Source organism: Vibrio atlanticus (genome assembly GCF_024347315.1).
Classification (GTDB): Bacteria; Pseudomonadota; Gammaproteobacteria; order Enterobacterales; family Vibrionaceae; genus Vibrio; species Vibrio atlanticus.
In genome coordinates, this window is the sequence record NZ_AP025461.1 from 1,542,788 (window position 1) to 1,566,887 (window position 24,100).

The window sequence follows — 24,100 nt, forward strand, 5'->3', positions numbered from 1 at the left end:
AACAGTTAATTTGATACCATTGATACGCTGTAAAGTAAACTGATATGCTGTGACTTGCATTCCGTTATGATTATCACCTAAAAATACACCCCATGAATGTGTCATAATGTTGAAATTAATGAATAATTTACAAGGAACGTCCATGACTGCAACGAACTATCTCAACCAATTGAACCAAAAGTATCTTGCGACTCATAAAGCGAAAGAAGACTTCTTTTGGGATACTTATATGGGGATCAGTGACGACCATGATGGCTCGACACTCGCGCAGACCCAGTGGACTGAATTTCTTAGCTCTGCCGAGCAAATTGCTGCTATCGAAACGCAACTCGCTACTATCGAAGAAATTCAAGACCCTCAAGAAAAAGAGAGCACGCTAACAGGCTTGAATGGTTGGTTAGCGACCTTTAGATCTCACGCTATTGAGTCTGAGCAATCACAGAAGCTTAAAGCCGAACTCATAAAGTTTGAGGCTGAACTGTTCGAGAAAAAACAGAATCATGTAATGACATACATGAATGAAGCGGGCGACGACACAGAAGGGTCGTTACCGGTTCTAGGTTCAACAATAAGAACCAATAGTAATGAAAAAGTTAGGCTTTCAGCTCACCAAACACTATTAGGTTTAGAGCAGTGGCTGCTGGCTAACGGCTTCATTGAACTCATCAAAAAACGCAACCAATTTGCTCAATCGCTGGGTTTCAAAACCTTTTTTGATTATTCCGTCGTTAAAACCGAGCAGATGACAACTGAGCAACTGTTTGCAATTCTGGATGATTTTGAAGTTCGCACGCGAGATAGCCATCAACAAAGCCTAGAGAGCTTAACTCAGAAAAAAGGTCAGAGTACTCTAGAAGCCCATAATTTCACCTACTCTTTCGCAGGTGACGTTATGAATGACTTAGACCCTTACGTTCCCTTCTCAAAATCACTGAGACGCTGGGTTGAGTCTTTTGGTCGTCTTAATATCGAATACTCACAAGCAACATTGAAATTAGATTTGCTTGATCGCAAAGGAAAGTATCCAAACGGTTTCTGTCATGGGCCAGTTCCTTCTTTCTACGATCAAGATACTTGGGTAGCTGCACAGGTTAACTTCACTAGCAATGCCAAGCCCGACCAAATCGGCAGCGGTTATGATGGTATCAATACGCTGTTTCACGAGGGCGGCCACGCTGCACATTTCGCTAATGTTAAAATGAACGCGCCTTGTTTCTCTCAAGAATTTGCACCAACATCGATGGCTTATGCCGAAACTCAATCCATGTTCTGTGACAGCTTATTGAATGACGCCGATTGGCTAAAACAATATGCCCTGGATTCAGAAGGCCAAGCAGTACCTGATGAGCTAATCAAAGCCATCATCGATAACAAACAACCGTTCAGAGCCTACCAAGAACGAAGCATTCTTGTTGTTCCCTATTTCGAACGAGCACTTTACGAATTGGCGGATGAAGATCTGACACCTGAAAAGATCACTGATCTTGCTCGTAGCAGCGAGAAAACGATTCTGGGATTGGCTTGTAGCCCTCGCCCATTGATGGCGATTCCACATCTACTGTCGGATGAAGCCTCTTGCGCATATCAGGGTTACTTATTAGCTCATATGGCCGTGTATCAAGCTCGTGCATATTTCACCGATAAGTTTGGCTACTTAACGGATAACCCAGAGATCGGCCCTTTGTTAGCTAAGCACTATTGGCACCAAGGAAATAGCGTGAATCATAATGGGACAATCGAAAGCCTGACTGGGGAAGGTTTTAATGCCAAGTACCTCGCTGACGAGTGCAACTTATCGCCAGAAGAAGCTTGGGCTATTGAAGATCAAAAAATCAAACAGCTGTCGACAAGAGAACGAGCACCCGTCGCTGATTTGAATGCGAAGATATCAATCGTTGATGGGACAACCGAGTTGGCGAATAATGATAAGTCAAACCATCAGATGTGTGATGAGTTTGAACACTTTATCGTTGGGCAATACGGCCGATAGCGGGTGCTGAGCACCTGTAACCAAGGTTGAACCAAAAAACTCAAACGAAAAAAAGGACGATATTTAATCGTCCTTTTTATTTACAGCATCGGCCCTACACAGTGACACAATTTAAACGAGATTGAACATCAAAAATAATGTCGACAGAATCAAGGCTTCTTAGTGATTTCCTATGAATACCACATATCTGCCCTGTCAAAACAATATAAAACTTTTCTGTTTTGAGTAAATTCCAAGCTTCATCAAGAGATTCAGCATAAACCTTGTTCTTGAGATCTTGCGGGCGAGTACCTGCAACTCTTCCATGTTTACGCGCCAGTTCAAATAATCCATTTCGATTCTGTTTACATGTAAACAGAGTGTCATTTCCGTAAATAACACCCTTGGCAGTAATGCTCTTAACCATTACATTCTCCAGATTATCATTCCACTCATAACACTGAGTGCCAAACCACATATCGGTTGGATACTTAAACGGCAAAAAGAAGAGAACATGGTGTAACCACCGGGCATGCGACACACCATAGCAATCAGATTTAAAGTTCTTAAGCTCTCAAAGCTATTAAGCTATTAAGAGCTTAGAAGTAGTAGTAAGCTGCTGCGAATACGTGTGTTTCTTCGTCGTACTGTGCGCTAGTTGAACCCATGCGTGCACCATCAATATCTTGTTTGATATCAATACCCATGTCAGCGTTGTCTGCAATACGGTACATTGCCGCGATGTTGATGTAAGAAGCATCTACGTCAGCTTGGCCATCAAGTTCATTGCTGTTAGAGGCGTAACCGGCTGCAATTGTTAGGTCTTCAGATACCGCGTAACCACCTGAAACGTAGTAACCCGTGTCTTTCTCAGAATCTGCGTCATCAATCCAAGAGTTCATACCTAGTGTTAGGTCACCAATTTTTACGTTACCAGTTACCGTGTAAACTTCGTAATTAGCTTCGTAATCACGGTTTTCGTAACCTGCGTATAGGTTGAATACTTCTTGCTCTAGACCGATGTAGCCGTTCACACCTTTGTCGAACTTATCATTGTTACGAGAATCTTTCGTTTCGAAGTAAGAGATACCGTAAGCGATACCGCTTGTTGCACCTTGGAATTTAACAACATTGAAGCCGTCAGAAGCATCACCAGCAGAAGCACCAAACTCGTAAGTGTTATCACCAGCACCGTCAACTTTATCTAGTGCTGTATCATTTTCCCAACCGAATGAAGCGATACCGAAACCAGTATCAAAACCAAGCCAAGCTTTGTCTACATCCGCAGCAGGGCCAGTATCGATGCCATTTGTCCACTTGTAGTTAACTGAATCATTCGCTGAAACGTTATTGTCTGTCGTGTAGTTCACCATCAGGTCAGTTTCGAAGTAACCAACAATACGGTTGTTACGGTAGTTTACTGCAAGTGTTAGGCCTGTAGCCCAGTCATCGTAGAATGCTTTAGAACCAGTGTCGTAGTAACCGCCAACACCCATAGCACCAGATACTGAGAATTGATCTTTATGCATTGAATCAAATGCGAACATGTCTTCATTTTGGCTGTTTTGGCTGCTTGTATTTACAGCGAAAGCTGAACTTGAAATGCTTGCAATCGCAAGTGCTACTAATGTCTTTTTCATAATAACCACTACCTATATATTTATGTTGGCTTGTTAGTCAGGCCTTTCGGAGTGGTGCTATTGTTCAAAAAAACAGGTTATTGATATACCGTAAATTTACTGAAAATTTTATAGCTTCGGTGAATTTCATGAAATAAGAATATATTAATGTGTCGTTTATATTGAAAAACGTAATCCCAGAGTAAAGCCGATATCGGTGCTGTTATCCATATTGCGAATATTCTCTGTCATCAAGGCTTCTAAACTAAACCTATTGAAGTGGTACCTATAACCGAGCACCACTTCATTAGACGGCTTTGAGAAATCTGGTTCATCCGTTGCCCACCCTTGATAATTTAAAGACTCAACTAACAAACTGTGCCGAGCATTAAACATATACTCATACCCTAATGCCCAACTTGCGCTGAACCCCTCTAAACTAACTAAGTAGTCATCACCGTTACGGTGAACCAAACCTACCGTTGAAAAAAAGTTATGCCTTAAGGTGATAAAGCTGTAGTTAAGTTGGACGCCTTGTTCGAAGCTAGTTCTGGCAAACCGGCCACTTTTTACGTTGTTGTAAAATAAAGAGCCACCAGCAGAGAGCGACATCGGCCCTCTAGAATGCAACAGAAGCTCATTGTAAAAAGTCAGCGCATTGGTTAAATCATCCCCCTCAAAATCAGACACATGAACCCCTGCATGATTAAAATCCATGGTGAACTGATCTTCAGCCACTTCATCCCGACCATTTTGGCCGATATTAAATAGGTCATGAAAGCCCATCACAAAACTATCAAGTCCATTATCTTTTGCAGTCACAACTCGATAATCCAGCTCGGTTTTCCAAATTGGAGATGCTTGCCACTCAATCGCAATATTTGACTGGTTTTGATAATAGTCGAGCGAATACGCACTCGTGTGTGCCCATATACTTGCTTGGGTATAAGAGGACTTGAACTCAATAGTCCCCACCCTTTTGGGCTGAGCAGAACGAAGTTGTGTTGAAAGCACATTTGAATGAATAGGTGACTGCGCATAGACAAACATTGGGGATGCGTTCGCGCTTGCAGTAGGATGAAAAAAAGTCAGTATCGAGACTGAAATACTCAGTAACGCCCTTAAACTTATCACAGTGTTTACTCGGTTCTATAAATGCCCGATTTTATTAAAAAACACCGTTCAATTAATGCAGTAGATCTACCGCTTATCATCCTAACATTTAGATTAAAGAGTTATAAAAAAACGAAAATTAGAACCTCTCGAAAATGTAAACATCTTATCTTGCACTGTGCTTTACGAACGCATAGTCTTCGGGATATTAACCTGATGAATATATTGATAGAGGAAAGGTATGTCGGCTACTAACCTAAATTTTGAACAATTGTTGATGAAGCAATCGACGACTCTCATCAATAGCGATCCTCAGTGTTTTCAAACCACCTGGTCAGAGGCGAGCTTTGACGTACTCGATTGGTTCGGGATGGATCGTTTAACACTCTACCCTAACTCAATGGTCTTACTGGAAGACGGAAAGACTTGTTCAGTATCGAAAGCGAACATACCCCCGGTCAATAAACAGAATCTCATTGGTGGCAACTATCTTGATTATTTAAAGCTGCTAAAGACCAAAAAAACTTATCTCGCGTTTTCGAAAGACGACCTCGAGAACACTCAGAATTACGTATTAAAGCAGTTATACAAAGAAGGGGGCCGATGGCACTGCATCATTCCTTTGCAACTCTTTAACCAACGCTGGGGAGCACTGTCTTTTACTAACTTTCACGACAACGATACCACTTTCGATCTTGAAGACATCCAGCGCTTAAAATTAGTCTGTGAGCTTTGGCTCTGTTATTGGCAGCACTCAACGCTAGCCAGAACATTAAAGCAAAATGAGAATCGGCTAGAAGATGACAGTGACAAATTACTCTTACTCACCAAGAAGCAGACCAAAGTGTTGGCACTTATTGCTCAAGGCCTAAGTGCAAAAGAGTGTGCGGAACAGCTCCATCTAAGCTCTCGAACTATAGAATCGCATAAGTACAGAATGCTTGGATTGCTCGATTTGAACAACCACAATGACCTCCTTCAGTTCGCGTTGCGTAATGGGTTAGGTATTACAGAAAACCTGCACACAACGCGTTAAAACAATCTATTGACCCTGTAAATCATTCTGTGTTCGATGACCTTTAGCTCTTTATATCTGAAGGGGCTGTATTTATGAAAGTTCTATATTTCTTGGTTTAAGGACACTGGCTACTCGTTACCTTCACTCAGAGCAAATTTAATTTCATCCGACGAAAAGCCTTTTCGACTTAGCATAGCGTAAGCCTTTGAGCGCTCTTTGTGATCGTTGAGGTCATAAGATTTCTTTTGTAGTTGTTCTAAACACGAAGAGTAAAAATCCAGTTGCTCTTCGTTAATTAACCGATCGACTAACGATGATAGTTCGCTCGTGTCTATTTGTCGTTGTCTAAGCTCTTGCTGAATAGCAGTCAAGCCTTTGCCTTTACGAGCATACTTAAGCACCTCTTTTTCCAAGTCGGCTTTCTCGGCCTTAATTTGAATATTACTCTTCAGTTCATGCGCTTGTGGGTGCTGATCAATCGCTACCTTAACTTGTTGATAGCTAAAGCCACGCTTTTGCAGCGTCGCAACCAGCTTTTCACGACTCATGGTAAAGCTTGTGTAGTAATGGTTGATTCGGTCTATCAAGATAGTTTGTTCATCAATAGACTTTTCGAATGACACTTTATGAATCGCATCAGAAATCACTGAGTCCGTCAGGCCTTTCTTTTTCAGTTTTTCGACAATATATCGAGAACCAAATTCACCCGAGAACGCTTGTTCCACAAATTGTTCTGCAAACACTTGGTCAGACTTGAGATACCCAAAGCCTTTCAGAGTTCCTAGAGTTTCATCAATCCACTCTTGATTATCGGTTTTCACTTTGAGCTTCGCAATCAACTCGCTTTCCGTCATATCTCGCTGAGTTAAATGCCACATCGCAGAGTTCATAACACTTTCAATTCGCGTCGCTTTTCTTACCGTTGTATTTCTACCATTCGTTTTTTGCTGTGAATCATCCATTCGATTTCAACTGTCCAAACTAAGCCTACCTCATCATAACTTAATTCTAAGATGGTTGAGTTACCTAAAAGAGTGAAGCTCAATATAAATGGCAGCCAATAAAAATGGACGCTTATTCAGCGTCCATTTGATATCACATTAAGTAGAAATCGACCTTAAGCCGTACTTAGTTTTTTTAGATTAGCTCTCTTCGTGATTGTAAACATGTACATCACGTTGAGGGAATGGAATCGTGATGCCCTCTTCATCGAAGCGTTTCTTCACGGTTTCCGTCACATCCCAATACACTTCCCAGTAGTCATCTGTCTTAACCCAAGGTCTTACAACAAAATCAACTGAAGACGTATTCAAGGTGTGAAGCTTGATCATATGCTCTGGTTTTTTCAACACTAGAGGGTGAGCAAGAATGATGTCGTTCAATACCGATTTTGCTTTATCGATATCATCTGAGTAACCGATACCAAAAACCATATCAACACGTCTCACACGCTCTGCTGTGATGTTGTTGATCACGTCACCCCAGATCTTGTTGTTTGGGATCACCAAGCGTTGGTTATCGATGGTTTGAATGGTCGTCGACACTAAGCTCATGTCTTTTACTGTACCTTGCACGCCAGCGACTTTAACCATATCTCCCACATCATATGGGCGGTAGATCAAGATCATCAAGCCCGATGCAAAGTTAGACAGCGTATCTTGCAATGCAAAACCAATGATGACACCCGCAACACCGAAACCCGTTAATAGTGGTGCTAGCTCAATCCCTATTTGAGACAGGGCGATCAGCAAACCAACAAACACGACCGCTTTAGATGCAATTGATACAAAGAAGTCCTGCATCAATACACTGAAGTCCATTTTAGAGTGCGAAACACTCTTACGAACGGTTTTACGAGCCACATTAGCAATAAGGCGAGTTACATACAAAATACCGAGGAAAAGCGCGAGTTTAACGATAAAAGAAGGGGTGTTTTCAAAAGCCCATGAGCTGAACGAACGTAACCAACCATCCAATAAATCTAACGCAACATCAATATCCAATACATCAGCATTTATATCACCAGTGGTCGCTAACAGAATGCGCTTATATGACGTTATATCTACCCCAAACGGTTCCATCAACGAGATCGTGTTTTCTAAGCTGGCAACCATAACGCTGGTTCGTTCTCTGAAACGTATTAATTCAGTTTTTATCGTCGCCTTTTCTTCTTCACTAACAAAAGACAAACGGCGCTCTAAATCTTGACGCTGCGTGTCTGTGTAGAGAATCGCATTTGTCAGATATTGCGAACGAGAAACTAGTGCGGTTTTTAACTGACTTTCCGCAGCCGATACATCAACGCCTCGATCTTTTGACCAACTTAAGGTCTTAGAAAGTTGCTGATAGTAGTCATCCATCATTCCGATACGTTTTTGAATCAACAATTCAAGACGCTTTTTTGCATCCCCTTCAGCCGAACGGTTGTCTTTGCTCATAGAGACAATTTTAACTTCGTTCAATGACAGTAAATGCTGTAAAAGCTCTACTTGCTGGGCAAGGACAGCGTCTAAGCCTTGCTTCTTATCAGATGATAATTGGGAGGATATCTCTTTGCGTAGTGCTTGGTTCTTTCTTCGCAATATGTCTTCTAGAAACGGCTTTTCAGCATCGTGCGCTGTTTCTAATGTAGCGAGGTCCAGCATTAGCTGGTCTTGTACTTCTGCTATTTTATCGACGCTTTGCGCAAAACTTCCAAATGCGACAAACGCCAACATTAACAATAGACAACGCCAAACCTTCATCATACTAATTCCTATTATTGTCTAAATTGACCCTATAAATAGTAGTAAAAAGAAGATGGATAACAAGCATTTAAACGTATGTTGTGTTAAAACTTTGAAAATTATCAGCCTGTATCTAATATTTGAGAGTTCCAATCCCCTCTTATGACCTGTAGAGTACGCAACCAACAAAGAACAACAGCCAATATCGTCATTTAGGTGCATGTACTAAATCGCCTTAAATCCTATGTTGGCTCACAGCAAAAGAGCATAAAAATGAACAACGAACTTGATGTTATTGAGTCTCTAGAAGAGCTGGAGCAATTCCTAATTTCAGTAGAAGCAGGGGGCTTAGGTCTTGAAGACGTTGAAGGCGTAGGTATGGCCACCAATAATTCTGATGGTCGTCATTTCGTTGCAGTATTCAACAGCAGTCACAAGGTTTTACTCGCTCGCTGGATCACTAAAGAAATCTTTGAAAATGGTAAAGACCTTGTGCGCAACGGTCCTCGCCGTTCTCACTAAACCTTTCCAATAGCACCAATGGTTAAAGCCCAATACGTCCATCAGCGATCTGTTGGGCTTTTTTGTATCTCCTGATAATGAATAGAGCATTCTATACAGGATAAATTAGCGATAACTTCCAGTTGTTGTGAACTTTATCTAGAACTCAATGTCGTATTCGCGTGAGTTGGTGTTTATGCATCGTTTCACTTTAACAATTTCATGACTTGTGACTCGAAGAGAACTTATTTAAGCTAGCCACAATTCAACGAGCTCGCTTGAGCGACTAACGACTAACTGATTCGATTACTGACTGATTTGCTGAATACACCATTACTTTTCTTATCCACACAGAACCGCCGACAAAAGCATTCGCTTTGGGCGCTGTTCCTTACCGGACTGGTTATCGTAACCTGTCTGGCGAGTACGCTTTCTACAAACAAAGTAACTTCTTCAGCTTCCTTAATTGGACAATCAATACTTGTCGGTGCAGAAACCAGCCACCCACAAGCAATCGTCGCATCTTTCGATAAAATGTCTGAGCTCTATGCCAGCGTTTTTGGTTCAGAAGCTTCTAAAGCTTTGTCAGGACCAAACTCTAGCGCGTGCAGCCTAAGCTCAAAAATGCTCACCTTCGCGACACCTAAAACAGGTTGGCTGATTCCTTTTATCCTGTTTATTGCCGTTGCGTACAGCCTATCACCGCACATATCGAGATTGTCTAGAGATAACCATCGCTCTACTCGACCTACAAAACACCGCTTACATCTAAAGCACTGTATATTTAGAGAGTAAATAACCGGGCTACTACACCCTTTTATTTATTTTTTGGAGATACATTTGTGTACAACACACTACTAACTAAGTTTGTCGATTCGTTGGCATTCTGCATGCGTACATGCGCGAAAACGCTAGTCACTGCCCTTTTGGTTATGACGTCATTTACAGCTTTGGCACAGGCGACGGGCTGGCTCAGCGTGCCTGAACATCCACCAGTCAAGATGCGAATGATGTCGACGGGTGAACAATCGGACGACGGTTCTAAGATTCAAACCGTGCTGGATGTCGTTCTCGACGGCGATTGGAAAACCTATTGGCGTAGCCCCGGCGAAGGTGGTATTCCGCCAAGTTGGGACTGGTCTGGCTCAACAAACATAGAGTCGGTAGAGTGGCACTGGCCGATCCCTAAGTACTACGAACAACTGGATGTGATGACGTTAGGCTACAAAAAGCACGTCAGCTTTCCCGTTACGTTGACACTGAAAGACAACACGAAGCCAGCACTGTTCAAGGCGTCGTTCACCTTTCCGTCGTGCACCAATATCTGTGTATTAACCGATTACGACATCGAACTGAAGATTGATCCGCAAACATTAGAGCTCGATGAAGAAGCGATGTTCTTGTTCAATCAAGGCATGAGCCAATCCCCACGAGAAGCTAACCGCACTTCAGTGAACGGCCTGTTCTGGGATAAAAGCAAACAACAACTTGTGACTCAGCTAACAAGTAAGGAAGGCTGGGATAAACCGATGGTATTGATTGATGGACAAGAAGTGCTTGATGACTTCTTCTCTCCACCAACCGTCCACATCACAGACAATACAATGACCGCAGTATTCGATGTGAGTAACTGGATCGGCGAGGTCGACTTAACGGATCGCACAGTGAGTATTACCGTTTCAGATACTAACTTTGCCGAAGAGATGACCGCACAAGTTGGGTCAGACCCGATAGCTTACCAAACAAGCAACAACAGCTTTCTAGTAATGCTTGGCTTTGCGTTAGTGGGCGGTTTAATCCTCAACATCATGCCGTGTGTTCTACCCGTGTTAGGGATGAAGCTAAACAGCATCATTCAGAACCAAGGTGCTTCAAACCGCCACATCCGACTCTCATTCCTAGCGTCTGCTGCAGGTGTTATCACTTCGTTTGCGCTGTTAGCTCTAGGCATGACCGTTCTAAAAATGGGTGGCAATGCGATTGGTTGGGGAATCCAGTTCCAAAATGTTTGGTTCATCGGGTTCATGCTGATCATTACCCTACTGTTCTCAGTTAACCTACTCGGTCTATTCGAATTCAGACTTCCGTCAGGCTTAAACACTTGGATGGCAACCAAAGGCGACGACTCACATTCCGGTCACTTTATCCAAGGCATGTTTGCGACACTATTGGCGACGCCTTGCAGTGCTCCATTCCTAGGAACCGCAGTGGCTTATGCTCTGGGCGCAAGTTACCAAGAGTTGTGGGCTATCTTTATCGCACTCGGCATTGGTATGAGCGCACCTTGGTTGATCTTCGCGTTATTCCCAAGCCTAACTAAATTGCTACCAAAACCTGGCGCGTGGATGTTCAAAGTTAAGTTGGTATTCGGCTTAATGATGTTCATCACCAGTCTGTGGTTAACAAGCCTACTGAGCCCATTCATTGGCAAGTTCCCAACCATCTTGTTGTCACTGTTTATCGTCGTTTCAGTGCTAATTTGGATTGGCATGAAATTAGGGCGCAAGGTACTGATTCCTATCATGGCAACCACCACCTTGGTATTTGGTGCTGCATTGATCGTCGGTAGTGTTACCGCTGATAACTGGGCAACGCCAATTGTCGATAACCTTGATTGGCAGAAACTGGATGCGAAACAAATCCCTCAGTTGGTCGAGGAAGGAAAAACCGTCTTTGTCGACGTGACTGCGGAATGGTGCATCACCTGTAAAGCCAACAAAATTGGCGTCATTCTTCAAGACCCTGTCTACAGCCACCTGCAACAAGAAGACATTGTTTTGATGAAAGGCGATTGGACAACACCAAGTGAAAGTGTCACTCAATACTTACAAAGTAATGGGCGATTTGGTGTGCCATTTAATATCGTTTATGGCCCGAGCTATAAAAATGGTATTCCATTACCCGTGATTCTAGACAGTGACACTGTTATTCAAGCCATCGACGCTGCGAGATAATTGATGAAGACGCCCAACAATGAACAAAGGCCTAGCTCAGCTGAAGACAATGCTGTAAAGGCTGAAACCAAAAAGCCAAGCCGTCTTAAGAAGTGGGGAAAGGAACTCGTTTCAATGATACTGATCGTTGGCGTGGTTTCGTTTGCCATGGATTTTTACCACAGCAGAAGCATGCCTCAAGGAGACGCGATACCAATCGTAGGTCAGTCGATCCAAGGTGACGATATTGATGTTATCGAGCTAAGCAAAAGCGGTAAGCCCGTTATTGTCTATTTTTGGGCGACTTGGTGTAGCGCGTGCAAATTGGTGAGCCCGACGGTTAATAGCTTCAGCGACTCCCATCAAGTAGTTTCTGTAGCACTTTCATCTGGCCCAGACGAACGTGTTCAGCGCTTCTTAGACGCCAAAGAGTATGACTTCCCTGTTATCAATGATCTCTCTGGATCGATCAGCAGAAGTTGGGGAGTCAATGTCACGCCAAGTATTGTCATCATCAAAGATGGAAAGATTAGCAGTATCGCAACCGGCGTTACTTCCCCTATCGGGCTGTGGTTAAGAACCTACTTTGCATAACTCGCTCACTAAGAAAGACAGAGCAGAGCAAATGAACCGATTAAAGCCAATTTAACAAACAATAATACCGTGAGCGCGACCCAAAACGTGCTCACGATTATCAAGAACTAGAGAAAAACAACATGAAAAAACATCTGATTAGCACACTGATTTTAGGCTCACTAATGAGCACAAGTGCCTTCGCTGAGTTAAGCACAGAACAAACCCAGCAACTCGAAGAAATTAACCAGTTCCTGAAGGATAACCCTTCTACGATTTCAGGGCTGCATACCAGTTTAGAGCAGTATGTCGCGGGCCAAGCGCAAGCAAAGAAAGCTCAAGCTGAGAGTCACGACTGGTTGTATAACAATGACGCTCATCCAATCACGGGCAACCCTGACGGAAAATCAGTAATCGTTAACTTTACTGACTACAACTGCCCTTACTGTAAGCGCTTGGAAAAAGGCTTGGTTCAATTAGCCTCTGAAAACAGCGACATTAAAGTGATCAACGTGTACTTGTCATTTAAGCAGCAACAAGTAGATGGCCTTGATACCAATGCGGCTCTATACGCGATGAAAGTGTGGAAAGATAACCCAGCAGCCTTCCCTGAAGTCAACAGACTGCTGATGGCAAAAAGTGGTATTCACTCGAAAAGCTCACTAGAAGCCGTAGCCAAGAAGACAGGCACAGAAGCGGAACTAAAAACAACTCGAGAACAAAACCAGGTTCTAACCACTAACCATCAAACCTTTAGCGCTCTGGGTTTAACAGGCACGCCAACAATGATGATGAATGATCAGGTTCTACCGGGCTATGTACCTTACGATCGACTAAAAGACATCGTGGATGATGCTTTTTAATCAAGTTTAGATAGAGATAAAGATTCGAAAGAAAAGAGAATAAAAAGCCGACTAGCGTAACTCGCAGTCGGCTTTTTCATTGTTTGAATAAAGTAGATAATCCGTTTACCTTCAATCTAGATTTAAAGGTGAGTTGAACCCTAAAAACAATCGAAGTTAAAACGCGTACATTCTTTTATCCGTCGATAGTTCAAAGCAGTACTCTGCGTGCTTTCTAAGGCATTCAAACACTTCTCGATCCAACTTATAACTATCAACTTGGTCCGTTAATATCGCTAGAGTTTCTTCCAGTGTCATACCTTTACGATAAGGGCGAGACTGGGTTAATGCTTGAAATACATCGACTACAGCAACAATTCTACTGGGTTGATCTAAATCTTCAGCCGTTTTACCCATCGGATAGCCTGAACCATCTAACCTTTCATGGTGATCGGAAGCCCACTGACACACCTGAGGCGAACTAAATAACTCCTGCAGCGCGAATCGAGTATCTGTCGCATGGCGTTTAATACAACAGTATTCTTCGTCAGTGAGCAAATCTGGCTTATGAAGAATGTCACCAGGGGTTTGCAGTTTGCCAATATCGTGAACTAAACCAGCTAAATAGAGCTTTCTCTGCGTTGTGTGTGAATAACCAAGTTGTTTAGCTAGATATTCAGAAAGTTGCCCGACCTTCAACGAGTGCTTGAAAGTGAACGAGCTTTTCGTATCAACGACATTAGCAATAAACTCGGCAAAGGCGACTGTCTCATCCAGCGACATTTGCTGAGAGAAAAAGGGCACAGGTTCAAAGTTATCTCTCATATCCTCGATGTAAGGGGTCTCCATCGAGAACCAAAAATCATCCAGATCAACCAACTCACACATGTGCTGTACAAGATTGGTTTCGAACATCTCATCCGCTTGCTCAGTCAAACGTCCAATAATGCTCGCTTTACCGTCTGGGGTTAGGTTCCCATAACGATCAGAAGCTGTTATGCCATATAGATAGTCAACTCTGTCAGCAAGCATCACAACTGCAGCCAGTTCCTTTTCTAATTCACTGATATTCATAGTCTTTAGATCTAACCAAGGGGTATGATGATAAAGAACTGGCTTAGCGAATATAGAAAGAACAGGGCACTCCTTTAAAATTTGGTAGCCCTTTTGACAATGGTAATAAGTCGAGTCGGGAACAAACCCCGAATTCAGTCGACGTTGCTCGTCTATTTGCGACACTCCGCAGTCGTGAATTAGCCCTAACGAAAATGCGAGCTGTGCCTGCTCCTCTTCCCACCCCACGCTCAGAGCACATCGATACGCGATGTAACCCACCCTCTGTCCATGGTTTTTGCTTTCAAAACCGACGTTATCAAGCGCCTTAGCAATACCAAATAGAGCCTTTCTTAGGTCTACGGTTACCTCTTGGCAATGTTGATTCATTACTTAAGCCTAGTATTTTTATATATTTTATATATTTAGGCTGCTAATACTAATGCATGACTAACGATCATACCCGTGATTATTATAAGGTTTAATGTATTTCGTGATGGATCTAGCGTATCACGAATAATTCGTGCCACATGTGGTTGCATATTAAAAATTGTGCGACATTATAACCTACCGACCAAAAGACACTTAAATCATCAGCCAAAAGAAAAGGGAAAACATGTTTAAAACAGTTATCGATGAAGAGTTATCCATCGCTCTGGTTGAAGAGAACTTCGCATCTCATTACGCGGAAATTTCACAAAGCCAAAATGAGTATCTTAGCCAATGGTTAGCATGGCCACCGCACTGCAAAACAGAGCAGGACTTTAGGATCTTCATCCAGCGCTCGCTACATGATTACGCGGAAGGCAAAAGCATGACATGTGCGATTGTGTACAAAGACAATATCGTCGGTAACTGTAGCTTTAACACCATTGACCACAGCAAACAGAAAGTCACGATAGGCTATTGGTTGTCCGAGACTTACCAAGGTAACGGGATCGTTACACGCGTAGTTGAGAAGCTCATTGATATTGCTTTCAATGAGTTAGATATGGAAAAGGTGGAGATATCAGCTGCAACTGGCAACCAGAGTAGTCGCAAGGTTTGTGAGCGCTTACATTTCACATTAGAAGGTATCATAACTCGTAACGAGAACTTAAATGGCCGTATCATAGATCATGCTATTTATGGCCTTCATCGTTTAAGCGCCAACAGCATCTAAGCTTGATTTTCTACTTGGTAAATTTTGCCAATTGATAGTGAACGATAATTAGTAATTTAATTTAATTAGTAAGCCACGATATTAAACCGTGGCTTTCATTTTTAAGAGTCTAATTGGTCTCTTACTAAAATCATTTACGCGATCTTTGGGATTAAGATACAGAACTTAGCACCACCGCGATTGCTATCGCAGATCCGAATGTCCCAAGAAAGCTTTTTAGCCGCTGAAATCGCGATTGCTAGACCTAATCCTAACCCACCAGTTGCCGATGCTCTGCTAGCATCTAAGCGAGAAAACGGAAGGAATACTTCTTCACGCCTGTCCTCTGGTATCCCAGAGCCATTGTCTTCAATCAGAACTAGCCAATTTTCTGAGTTCTCGTCCAAAGTTACCCAGACTTTGTCTTGTGTGTAATTCCCAGCGTTCTTAATCACGTTATCAAAAACCAAACGCGCCATCGAGCAATCACACTTAATTTTGCACTCTAGCTTTACTTTGGACTCAAAAATAACATTGTCTAACTCCGAGTAACGGATTCTATCTAAACAATACTCGCGAAGATCAGCTTTCACTTTAACAAGCTCGAAGAAAGAATTATCCATGACATTCAACTTCGACAGCATGATAATTTCTGACGTGAGGTCGTTGATATCCCCGATGTAGGTATCAATATCATCGAAAAAAACCTGATGATGCTCTGGAGCTTCCCGCCTTAAGAGATCCGTCGCCAATTGAATACGGCTTAGCGGTGTACGGACTTCATGTGGAATCGCTTGAGCAAATATATGACTTTGTTTTACTTTGCTCTCAATCTCCTCAGCCATGAAGTTAAAACTTTTAGCTAGCTCAGACACTGGGTGTATATCATCTACGTCAGAGCGAGTACTCAGCTTCCCCTTACCAAACTGCTTCTGTTTCTCAACAAGTAACTCTATTCTTTCTTGAAAACGCCTAACAGGTAAGTAAACACTTGCGCCAATAGCGAAGATAACGGCCAACAAAAGCCCAATAAGAAAGTTTCTTTCTGAATCTTCATACCACTCAATTTCAGGTGAGAAGAAATCGCCTACCTCACTGAACGCAAAGCTAAACCTAGAATTTGGTAGCTGAAATACTGCCGAATAGAGATTATTTTCACTTAGGTATACCGGTACACCATTCAAGGTGGTAAATAACTCGCATCGTTGACACGGAGCCTCTCCCGACCAATTCTCCAACAGGCGTAAATTGAAAATATAAAATTGCTGGTAGCCTGTTCTGTCGAGTTCTTTATATAGCGAGTTTTCTCGGTTGTGTTGACGAACATACTGCTCAGAAAAGTAGATGCCATCATTAAGGAATATTTCGATCTGGGTACGCCGCATGTGCCCTTCACCAAGGTTCCAAAACAAAAATATCGTTGCCGACATCCCAGTCACGATCCCAAGGTACAAACGAGTAAACATAGAAACAGATCGAAGTTTCACCGCGATAGACTTATACAACCAGCATATACCCCTTGTTACGAACCGTACGGATCAACTGCTTATCTTTTGCATGCATACGCAGCTTCCGGCGCAACCCTGAAACACGCATATCAATAGAGCGGTCGTTAAACGCGTAATCAATCCCTCTAAATAGCTGGCAACATTGATCTCGAGTAACGACCTGACAAATGTTATTAACAAGAAGATTTAGAATTTCAAACTCGGCAGAGGTTAGCTTTAGATTCTGTCCATACAGAGTGGCACTTTGAGCTGTACTGTTGATCACAATTTCACCTGGGGTTTCAGCTGTCGTGTCAGGCTCAGCAACAACAGGGGCTGCGCGACGCAATAATGCTTCAATTCGTGCCAATAATGCATGACCACGAATAGGCTTTGCTACGTAGTCATCCGCGCCAAACTTAAACAAACTAACCTCGCTCATTTCATCGGCAGAAGCCGTCAAAACTAAGATCAATCCATTGTAAAACTCACGAGCCTGTCGACAAATCTGTGCACCACTCAACCCAGGAAGCATCAAGTCCAACAGAACGAGATCGGGTTCAATACTGCGGATCGCTTCAATGGCCAAATCCCCTTCATGGACAACGCTAACATTGTAGCCTTCGGCTTCGAGGTAAAGCGTAGTTAAACGCGCTATCGCCTGGTCATCTTCGACAATCAGCACTTTGGTTTTCGACATTTCTATCACCAGCATTTATTAAAAGCGAGGGCAGTATATATACTGTTCATATATCATCAATATTGTTATTGAAGTCACTAACTTACCGTACGCAAAACATATTAATCACTTTTGTACATACACGTTTACAAACCATCGTTCAGCAACAAAAATGCTCATTTATTGATTAACTTTCAGTCAAAACCGGAAAAACTTAGACTCTTGCGCGCTTACGTTCGCTTACCTTCTTACGTTCACTTACATTAAAATAATTTACAAAACTCATTCAAATCAACTTACCACACATTAATAACACAACAGTTAGTAACACTGCAAATGAACAAATTGATAGGCTTTATAACTATCACGATCATTTCTCGACCCAAAGAAAACGATTACATAACCCACCAGCTAGTATTTCCAACCTTCAAGCATATGCCCGCCTCTATAAAATAGAGTGTTCTTCAAGTAACATTTATTCGGCTAATCATTCACTCCAATAATAAACAACGGTGACTTACCGATTAAACAAAAGTCACTTTGTCACAAGGCCACTTAAAGATGAATAAATCGCTTTTAATGTTACTGACCATGACCGCTTTGTTGGCAACACGAGTCACAGCTGCCCCAAATAAACATGAGGTGATGAATCAAATCAAAGTGCAAGTAAGCTCTTGGATAGATATTCAAGTCACTCCACAAAATAGTATTATCCAAAAGATGGTCTTCAACTGTAATTTCTACCTGACAACCCCAAGCATTAAATCTCCAGATGGCAACGAAAGCAGCTCTGGTTCATATCGCTTTTATTCACATAATGGGGTAGTCGGCGCGATGACTGAACCTTTCACTACTCAACCCCTTCCAGAATTAACAATGTGCCTGAAAGAAGACTTCATCGTCACTAACCAAGATCAAGCCCAATTATTATTTGAAGCCATTGAGACGGTATACACAAATCATTCAATGTTTGACGATCGCTTCCCGAAAGAAATCGTCAAGACATCAACAGGTTGGAACTTCATCAACGGGGAAATTTTTGGGGAAAATAAAGGCTATGCGATTGAAAGCACCCCGGAAGGAAAAGTAACCAAAATCATCCGTTCACTGAATCTTTAAACGCTATTTTTGTCGCTAATTTATCTTTAGCGCCTGATTTTTCTTTAACACATAGCTTCTTCATGGCTGTTAAAGATCAGAGTTCAATTTGATAGACGCACTGCCAAAGCACGACATCTGTCTGCATAAATCGATTAAAGTATGAGTTCCGCGAATTTATTATGATGACCAACTACCAACCTTTCGAACATCTAAAGTGTCCTATCTGGATATATGACATTGATAAGAAGCGAATAACCTGGGCAAACAGCAGTGCCCTCCCTCTTTGGGAGTCTGAATCTCTATTTGAACTGACCTCACGCGATTTTGGTGTTGAAATGTCAAAAGCGATCGAAGCAACGCTTGAAGAATATCAGAGACAATTTCAGCGAAATCAAAGTGTAAAGACTTGGTGGAACTTCACCCCAAAGTACATTTCTAAACGCGCACTATGTCTTTTCTCTGGAATCCCATTACCCGATGGCCGAACAGGGATGCTAGCGCAAGTCATCGCAGAAGAAGAGAGCTTAAAACGCGATCTCACTTACTCTGATGGTTCCAATCTCTCTCTTTTATTCAACAAAGTGGGAAGCGTAGTGAGTGCAAACTCCGCTTTTTCTAAAAACTACGGCTCGCCGTTTAGTCGCCTATCCGATTTTGTTTCAAGCGAAGAAGTTGCAGACCAATGGTTATTTTCAGCTCGTAAAGGTCGAGACATTTTGGAGGAAGTCAGCTGTAAAATCGAAAATAAAACCCACCACTTTGATGTTCATGGAAAGTGGTTGTTTGACAAAAGTGAACTGCTATTAAACCTAACCTGTACCACCAAACAAAAAGAAAATTTGATTAAAGCTCGATATAACGCAGAACACGACTGTCTCACTGAGCTCTACAACCGCCGCGGGATCACCAAAAGGCTAGAATCGAGTATTGCCTGTCGCTCGCCCTTTGAATTGATGTTTGTGGACCTTGATGGCTTTAAGTTGGTGAATGACACTTATGGGCATAGTGTTGGTGACCAACTACTCAAAAAAGTTGGCAAGCGTCTTAAACAGATCCTCGATGAAACATGCACAATTGGTCGCTTTGGTGGTGATGAGTTCATCGTTATTGCTCACGCTCGAAAAAATCAAAATATCCCGTTACTCTGTTCTCGCATTATCGATTCTTTGAACAAAAGCTTCCAAATAAAAGGAATTGGCACCTTATCTGTAGGTTGCAGCATAGGTTCTGCTCATTTTCCAGATAATGCCACGGATAAAGAATCATTGTTAAAGCAGGCCGGAATGGCGATGCATGTTGCCAAAGCCAATGGTCGGAACCGCTTCCAAACTTTTACTCCAAATTTAGCGCAGATTCTGCATCGGCAAGTAGAGATACGCCATAGGTTAACTCTGGCACTAGAAGGTGATGACCTCAATCTTCATTACCAACCGATAATGGACACCAATAGCAATAAAGTTAAAGGGTTTGAAGCCCTACTTAGATGGTCGGATAAAGATCTGGGCAATATCGAGCCTGATGAGTTTATTAGCCTAGCGGAAGAAACTGGACAGATTGTTCCACTCGGAAAGTGGGTCCTTAACTCTGCACTTAAGCAACTGTCGATATGGCACCGAGAATTTGATGATGAATTGGTAATGAGCATCAATATCTCGTGTATTCAGATGCACACTACTTTTGCCGAGCAACTATCGGCAATGCTCAACTTCTACAACATACAACCTAACAGTATCGCCCTTGAGATCACTGAATCCTCAATGATCTTCAAACACGGTGAAGTCAGACAAGCATTAGACGATATTTCAGAGCTAGGCGTTGAGCTACACCTCGACGACTTCGGCACTGGCTACTCTTCTCTCTCTATGTTGCATGACTTGCCAATTAGTACCGTTAAGCTAGACAAAAGCTTCGTCCATGGCACGTATAAAGGAAGTAAAGCGATTGTCCAAGCCACCTATGCTATCTGTGAAAAATTGGGGCTTAAGGTGGTTGCGGAAGGTGTCGAAACAGAAACACAAAAAGCTTTCTTAACCAGTTGCGGATATCAATATTTACAGGGATTCTTGTTCAGCAAACCTATCCCACCAAATGAAGTCGAAAACCGTTTTTTGTCTAGTAGGGAACCTGAGTCATAAAGGTTTACTTATCAAACATTACGATGATTTATGAAGGTGTAGAAACGCGCAGGCAGCAATATATCTTGTGTCAACTCGGCTACAACCTACAACAAGGCTACTTATACAGCAGGCCTCAAAGCACCACAACTTGATCACCCTCTAGACATTTAACTACCTGTGAGCTCATTTATCCTAAATGACATTAGGCTCAAAAAGACAATCATGTCAGAGCTCACAGGGAAAAGATTACCTACCCTAAAATCAAACAGACAACAGCTTATCGAAGTAATCACCAAGTGATCAGCCGAAGTTAAATAACCACTATTTCAGTACCTTATCTATGTTTCACGCCTCTACTTTCAAGCACTTCTAATCCGTCGATAATGATTATTTCCAATAAAAGCCTTGCCAATTTGAATAAAAAGGTTAGTGTTATACACATGTATATCACCATGCAGTTTTAATTATGACCGAATGGAAAGACGACCAACCGATCTTTAGGCAGCTAGCTGCAAAGATCAGTGACCAAATTCTTCAAGGTGTTTGGTTAGAACAACAAGCATTGCCCTCAGTGCGTGCTGTTGCCGCCGATCTTAAAATCAACCACCTTACTGTCATGAAAAGCTATCAGTTACTGGTTGATGAAGACCTAGTCGAGAAAAAACGCGGCCAAGGTATGTATGTCGCAGAAGGGGCACTTCAAAAATTGAAAGAGTCCGCACATCAATCATTCATCAACACACAGATCCCAGCCATCGTTGAGACGCTAGGCATCATTGATATGAGTGTCGAAGAACTCGTGAAACAGCTAGAACAACATATAAAGGACAAGTCATGAGTACTTTACTTTCAGTGAAAAACGTAACCAAAACCTATTCAAATCAAGTGGGTGTCGAGAACATCAGCTTTGAGTTAAAGCCGGGGCAAGTGCTTGGGCTGCTAGGTCACAATGGCGCAGGTAAATCGACCTTGATCAAATCACTGCTTGGTGGGCACAACTATCAAGGTGAGATTGAAGTAAATGGCTACCACCCTATCCACCAGCACGCTGAACTCATGCTGCACTTATCGTACATTTCAGATGTGAACGTATTGCCTGAGTGGATGACAGTAAAACAACTGCTTCGATACACACAAGGCGTTCACCCAAGCTTCAACAAGCAAAAAGCAGAACAGACGTTAAGTAGCACCAACATTAAGCTGTCTTCAACGATCAAACAGCTTTCTAAAGGGATGAAGGTACAACTTCACCTTGCAATCATTATCGCGACCGACACTCAAGTGTTGATCTTAGATGAGCCAACGCTAGGTCTAGATCTGCTCTACCGCGATACTTTTTATCGCCACCTCCTAGAGTGGTTCCATGACGGCGAACGCGCGATGATCATTGCCAGCCATGAGGTTTCAGAAATTGAACACCTATTAACGGACGTATTGATTCTAAAACAAGGCCATTGTGTGCTGCAAAAGAGCATGGAAGACATCGAGAACGACTATTTCATTATCGATGTCGCAAACAACCACTCAAGCGAAATTCAGAAACTCAATCCACTGACCTCACAGCCAGGGCTAGGAACCACTAAGTGGTTATTGGAAGGTCAATACAAAGCGCAAGTTGAATCATTGGGTAACATCTACAACGTTGGTCTCGCAGACCTATTCCTTGCAACACAGACGGAGAAGGCATAATGCACCCAACTTTTTATATGCTAGAAAAAGAACTGATCGAGCACAAAATTAACACTCGATTGCCTCTGTTTATCGCGTTATGTGGTTTCTTGCTGTTCGTTAGTTTGTTTTTCAATGGCGCAGCGCAGCATGAGTTTTTCTTCCAAATGGAAGTGAATGGTGACGTAAGCGACATACACAGAGAGTTCGCACAAGACCTCAACTCAGTGATCTACTTTGGTGCTGGCCTTATTTCACTCATACTTTCGACGCTTTACATCCCTAAAACACTGCGTAAAGAGCGCCAAGAAGGCAGTTCGATGTTTTGGAGAAGCATGCCAGTATCCAATGCCATGACTCACGGCGTGAAGCTAGGCTTCGGTCTAGTGGTTATTCCGGCTATCTGCGCGCTATTAGTTCTATTCGCTGACTTCCTATTCTGGATATTGAACGTCTCAAGCGAACAACAATTGGCATTGATAGTAGAGCAGCAATCACTGTTTTATGTGCTGAGCAATTGGTTGGTATTCTTTGGGCGAATGATGTTAGTTGCACTGGTTTTATTGCCACTAGCAACCGTTACCCTGGCAATTTCGCAGTTAGTGAATTCTCCACTGCTTGTCATTTTTATCTCAAGCTATGCGATTAAGTTACTCTCGGTCGCCGTATTTGGATTCTATGGCATCAATGACTTCTTCTCTCTCATCGCATCACTACCAATAAAGGTACTAACGGCGGGCAACCCATTCAGTGCGATTGCAGAAGCGCCGGTTTTGTCTTTGGGTATTTATGTGCTGATTGGTGTTGGCGGCTATCTGCTGAGCCTAAAGCTAAATAGAACGGACGATGTGAGCTTGAAGACGCTGTTCCAACGATAGAGTCACTTATTCTGAGCCCTCAACGGGTAACCAAATCAGATATCAAAATCTAAATCTAAATCAAAGCTTCTGAGAAATCGGGAGCTTTTTTATTGGCCGCTGTTTTATTGTTAGGTGCTTTGAATTCTAACAACGGTTTTCGTGATAGAGGCAAAGGTACGGATTGGTGGTTGGTTTTGGTTTTGCTTCAGAGTGCTGAGCGGGTAAAGATAAACTAGGAGGTATTAATGAGCTGACATTGAATTGCATTACTGTTAATGCCTGCCAGCTCTTTGGGGGGTAATTTCTTTAGTCGCCGACCAGATGAAGGTCCTTGAGAGTGCTATTGAAATCGGTTTGTTGCGTTTTACATTTGATTAAGCTGTTCAGCTTTTTTAAAGCTTTACGATTTAAAGCTTATTTCTTTGAAGCTTCTTTCGCTGTGTCTTTCCAGTATTGGATGCGAACGCGATGAAGCTGTGCTCTTCTCATTTTTTTCATAAGGGATATTTCCTTTTCTTTATCTGCTCTTCATGAGCTATTTTTATTGCCTACCATTCGAATCTAACGGTGTTTGATGGCCAGATCAATGGTACAAGTCACAAAATATATAGAGTTTCGAGTACCATTTACATCAAAGTATGACCTAGTTATCAACTATGGCTCAATTCAATCTATTAAGCCGTTGTTCGAAATTTAGATT

At 42.4% G+C, this 24,100-nt stretch carries 21 protein-coding genes; 13 read left to right on the top strand and 8 right to left on the bottom strand.

All coding sequences use genetic code 11. The features are described from left to right. Positions 1 to 142: 142 nt before the first annotated feature. The gene (locus OCV30_RS22440; RefSeq protein ID WP_065678877.1) at positions 143 to 1,990 is read left to right on the top strand and encodes a M3 family metallopeptidase; all 1,848 of its coding nucleotides are present in this window, start codon (positions 143 to 145) and stop codon (positions 1,988 to 1,990) included. Positions 1,991 to 2,084: 94 nt separating this feature from the next. Here the strand turns inward: OCV30_RS22440 and OCV30_RS22445 are convergent, their stop codons facing one another. From OCV30_RS22445 to OCV30_RS22455, 3 genes are all read right to left on the bottom strand, one after another. Further along, positions 2,085 to 2,396, bottom strand: a complete 312-nt coding sequence (locus OCV30_RS22445; RefSeq protein ID WP_065678905.1) for a hypothetical protein — start codon at positions 2,394 to 2,396, stop codon at positions 2,085 to 2,087. 172 nt (positions 2,397 to 2,568) lie between these two features. Further along, the gene (locus OCV30_RS22450) at positions 2,569 to 3,609 is read right to left on the bottom strand and encodes a porin family protein (RefSeq protein ID WP_009844765.1); all 1,041 of its coding nucleotides are present in this window, start codon (positions 3,607 to 3,609) and stop codon (positions 2,569 to 2,571) included. Positions 3,610 to 3,765: 156 nt separating this feature from the next. After that, a complete protein-coding gene (locus OCV30_RS22455) occupies positions 3,766 to 4,638 on the bottom strand; it encodes a DUF3187 family protein (protein ID WP_065678878.1) in 873 nt (290 codons plus the stop codon). Positions 4,639 to 4,942: 304 nt separating this feature from the next. Between OCV30_RS22455 and OCV30_RS22460 the strand changes: the two genes are divergently transcribed. Then, entirely contained in the window at positions 4,943 to 5,737 is a 795-nt protein-coding gene (locus tag OCV30_RS22460; protein WP_009844763.1) for a response regulator transcription factor, read from the top strand. Between the two features lie 110 nt (positions 5,738 to 5,847). Here the strand turns inward: OCV30_RS22460 and OCV30_RS22465 are convergent, their stop codons facing one another. Next, positions 5,848 to 6,681, bottom strand: a complete 834-nt coding sequence (locus OCV30_RS22465; protein WP_065678879.1) for a RecX family transcriptional regulator — start codon at positions 6,679 to 6,681, stop codon at positions 5,848 to 5,850. Positions 6,682 to 6,861: 180 nt separating this feature from the next. Then, a complete protein-coding gene (locus OCV30_RS22470; RefSeq protein WP_065678880.1) occupies positions 6,862 to 8,466 on the bottom strand; it encodes a mechanosensitive ion channel family protein in 1,605 nt (534 codons plus the stop codon). Between the two features lie 252 nt (positions 8,467 to 8,718). Between OCV30_RS22470 and OCV30_RS22475 the strand changes: the two genes are divergently transcribed. The 5 genes from OCV30_RS22475 (at position 8,719) to OCV30_RS22495 (ending at position 13,315) form a co-directional block, all read left to right on the top strand. Further along, positions 8,719 to 8,967: a hypothetical protein gene (locus OCV30_RS22475; RefSeq protein WP_009844760.1), complete on the top strand. Its 249-nt coding sequence runs from the start codon at positions 8,719 to 8,721 to the stop codon at positions 8,965 to 8,967. Positions 8,968 to 9,264: 297 nt separating this feature from the next. After that, positions 9,265 to 9,741, top strand: coding sequence for a hypothetical protein (locus tag OCV30_RS22480; protein ID WP_167351947.1), 477 nt, complete (start codon positions 9,265 to 9,267; stop codon positions 9,739 to 9,741). Between the two features lie 95 nt (positions 9,742 to 9,836). Further along, positions 9,837 to 11,900 (top strand): protein-disulfide reductase DsbD family protein, encoded by a 2,064-nt coding sequence (locus tag OCV30_RS22485; RefSeq protein WP_065678906.1) that lies wholly within the window; start codon positions 9,837 to 9,839, stop codon positions 11,898 to 11,900. A gap of 3 nt (positions 11,901 to 11,903) precedes the next feature. Continuing rightward, positions 11,904 to 12,473 carry a protein disulfide oxidoreductase gene (locus tag OCV30_RS22490; protein WP_065678881.1) on the top strand — a complete coding sequence of 190 codons (570 nt, stop codon included), beginning with the start codon at positions 11,904 to 11,906 and terminating at the stop codon, positions 12,471 to 12,473. Between the two features lie 122 nt (positions 12,474 to 12,595). Next, positions 12,596 to 13,315 (top strand): DsbA family protein, encoded by a 720-nt coding sequence (locus tag OCV30_RS22495; RefSeq protein ID WP_065678882.1) that lies wholly within the window; start codon positions 12,596 to 12,598, stop codon positions 13,313 to 13,315. Between the two features lie 156 nt (positions 13,316 to 13,471). Here OCV30_RS22495 and OCV30_RS22500 read toward each other — a convergent pair whose 3' ends face one another. Further along, positions 13,472 to 14,737 carry an HD-GYP domain-containing protein gene (locus tag OCV30_RS22500; protein ID WP_065678883.1) on the bottom strand — a complete coding sequence of 422 codons (1,266 nt, stop codon included), beginning with the start codon at positions 14,735 to 14,737 and terminating at the stop codon, positions 13,472 to 13,474. Positions 14,738 to 14,963: 226 nt separating this feature from the next. On the opposite strand from OCV30_RS22500, the gene OCV30_RS22505 reads away from it, so the two are divergent. Continuing rightward, positions 14,964 to 15,509 (top strand): GNAT family N-acetyltransferase, encoded by a 546-nt coding sequence (locus OCV30_RS22505; protein ID WP_065678884.1) that lies wholly within the window; start codon positions 14,964 to 14,966, stop codon positions 15,507 to 15,509. Positions 15,510 to 15,643: 134 nt separating this feature from the next. On the opposite strand, the gene OCV30_RS22510 is transcribed toward OCV30_RS22505, so the two are convergent. Together OCV30_RS22510 and OCV30_RS22515 are read right to left on the bottom strand one after the other, a co-directional pair. Further along, positions 15,644 to 16,993, bottom strand: a complete 1,350-nt coding sequence (locus OCV30_RS22510) for a sensor histidine kinase (protein ID WP_065678885.1) — start codon at positions 16,991 to 16,993, stop codon at positions 15,644 to 15,646. Continuing rightward, positions 16,986 to 17,675 (bottom strand): response regulator transcription factor, encoded by a 690-nt coding sequence (locus OCV30_RS22515; protein WP_041473152.1) that lies wholly within the window; start codon positions 17,673 to 17,675, stop codon positions 16,986 to 16,988. Before OCV30_RS22515 ends, OCV30_RS22510 begins: the two co-directional genes overlap by 8 nt. 540 nt (positions 17,676 to 18,215) lie before the next feature. Here OCV30_RS22515 and OCV30_RS22520 point away from each other — a divergent pair. From OCV30_RS22520 to OCV30_RS22540, 5 genes are all read left to right on the top strand, one after another. Next, complete coding sequence (locus OCV30_RS22520) at positions 18,216 to 18,773, top strand: hypothetical protein (protein WP_065678886.1); 558 nt, start codon at positions 18,216 to 18,218, stop codon at positions 18,771 to 18,773. A gap of 161 nt (positions 18,774 to 18,934) precedes the next feature. Next, complete coding sequence (locus OCV30_RS22525) at positions 18,935 to 20,890, top strand: putative bifunctional diguanylate cyclase/phosphodiesterase (protein ID WP_065678887.1); 1,956 nt, start codon at positions 18,935 to 18,937, stop codon at positions 20,888 to 20,890. Positions 20,891 to 21,338: 448 nt separating this feature from the next. Beyond that, complete coding sequence (locus OCV30_RS22530) at positions 21,339 to 21,710, top strand: GntR family transcriptional regulator (protein ID WP_065678888.1); 372 nt, start codon at positions 21,339 to 21,341, stop codon at positions 21,708 to 21,710. Continuing rightward, positions 21,707 to 22,561 (top strand): ABC transporter ATP-binding protein, encoded by an 855-nt coding sequence (locus tag OCV30_RS22535; protein ID WP_065105320.1) that lies wholly within the window; start codon positions 21,707 to 21,709, stop codon positions 22,559 to 22,561. Before OCV30_RS22530 ends, OCV30_RS22535 begins: the two co-directional genes overlap by 4 nt. Further along, a complete protein-coding gene (locus OCV30_RS22540) occupies positions 22,561 to 23,418 on the top strand; it encodes a hypothetical protein (RefSeq protein WP_065678889.1) in 858 nt (285 codons plus the stop codon). Before OCV30_RS22535 ends, OCV30_RS22540 begins: the two co-directional genes overlap by 1 nt. Positions 23,419 to 24,100 lie beyond the last annotated feature (682 nt).

Bases quoted from the DNA above. Each gene is read 5' to 3' on its own strand.
- OCV30_RS22440 (WP_065678877.1), top strand. From the start codon at position 143: ATGACTGCAACGAACTATCTCAACCAATTGAACCAAAAGTATCTTGCG.
- OCV30_RS22445 (WP_065678905.1), bottom strand. From the start codon at position 2,396: ATGGTTAAGAGCATTACTGCCAAGGGTGTTATTTACGGAAATGACACT.
- OCV30_RS22450 (WP_009844765.1), bottom strand. From the start codon at position 3,609: ATGAAAAAGACATTAGTAGCACTTGCGATTGCAAGCATTTCAAGTTCA.
- OCV30_RS22455 (WP_065678878.1), bottom strand. From the start codon at position 4,638: ATGTTTGTCTATGCGCAGTCACCTATTCATTCAAATGTGCTTTCAACA.
- OCV30_RS22460 (WP_009844763.1), top strand. From the start codon at position 4,943: ATGTCGGCTACTAACCTAAATTTTGAACAATTGTTGATGAAGCAATCG.
- OCV30_RS22465 (WP_065678879.1), bottom strand. From the start codon at position 6,681: ATGGATGATTCACAGCAAAAAACGAATGGTAGAAATACAACGGTAAGA.
- OCV30_RS22470 (WP_065678880.1), bottom strand. From the start codon at position 8,466: ATGATGAAGGTTTGGCGTTGTCTATTGTTAATGTTGGCGTTTGTCGCA.
- OCV30_RS22475 (WP_009844760.1), top strand. From the start codon at position 8,719: ATGAACAACGAACTTGATGTTATTGAGTCTCTAGAAGAGCTGGAGCAA.
- OCV30_RS22485 (WP_065678906.1), top strand. From the start codon at position 9,837: ATGCGTACATGCGCGAAAACGCTAGTCACTGCCCTTTTGGTTATGACG.
- OCV30_RS22490 (WP_065678881.1), top strand. From the start codon at position 11,904: ATGAAGACGCCCAACAATGAACAAAGGCCTAGCTCAGCTGAAGACAAT.
- OCV30_RS22495 (WP_065678882.1), top strand. From the start codon at position 12,596: ATGAAAAAACATCTGATTAGCACACTGATTTTAGGCTCACTAATGAGC.
- OCV30_RS22500 (WP_065678883.1), bottom strand. From the start codon at position 14,737: ATGAATCAACATTGCCAAGAGGTAACCGTAGACCTAAGAAAGGCTCTA.
- OCV30_RS22505 (WP_065678884.1), top strand. From the start codon at position 14,964: ATGTTTAAAACAGTTATCGATGAAGAGTTATCCATCGCTCTGGTTGAA.
- OCV30_RS22515 (WP_041473152.1), bottom strand. From the start codon at position 17,675: ATGTCGAAAACCAAAGTGCTGATTGTCGAAGATGACCAGGCGATAGCG.
- OCV30_RS22520 (WP_065678886.1), top strand. From the start codon at position 18,216: ATGAATAAATCGCTTTTAATGTTACTGACCATGACCGCTTTGTTGGCA.
- OCV30_RS22525 (WP_065678887.1), top strand. From the start codon at position 18,935: ATGATGACCAACTACCAACCTTTCGAACATCTAAAGTGTCCTATCTGG.
- OCV30_RS22530 (WP_065678888.1), top strand. From the start codon at position 21,339: ATGACCGAATGGAAAGACGACCAACCGATCTTTAGGCAGCTAGCTGCA.
- OCV30_RS22535 (WP_065105320.1), top strand. From the start codon at position 21,707: ATGAGTACTTTACTTTCAGTGAAAAACGTAACCAAAACCTATTCAAAT.
- OCV30_RS22540 (WP_065678889.1), top strand. From the start codon at position 22,561: ATGCACCCAACTTTTTATATGCTAGAAAAAGAACTGATCGAGCACAAA.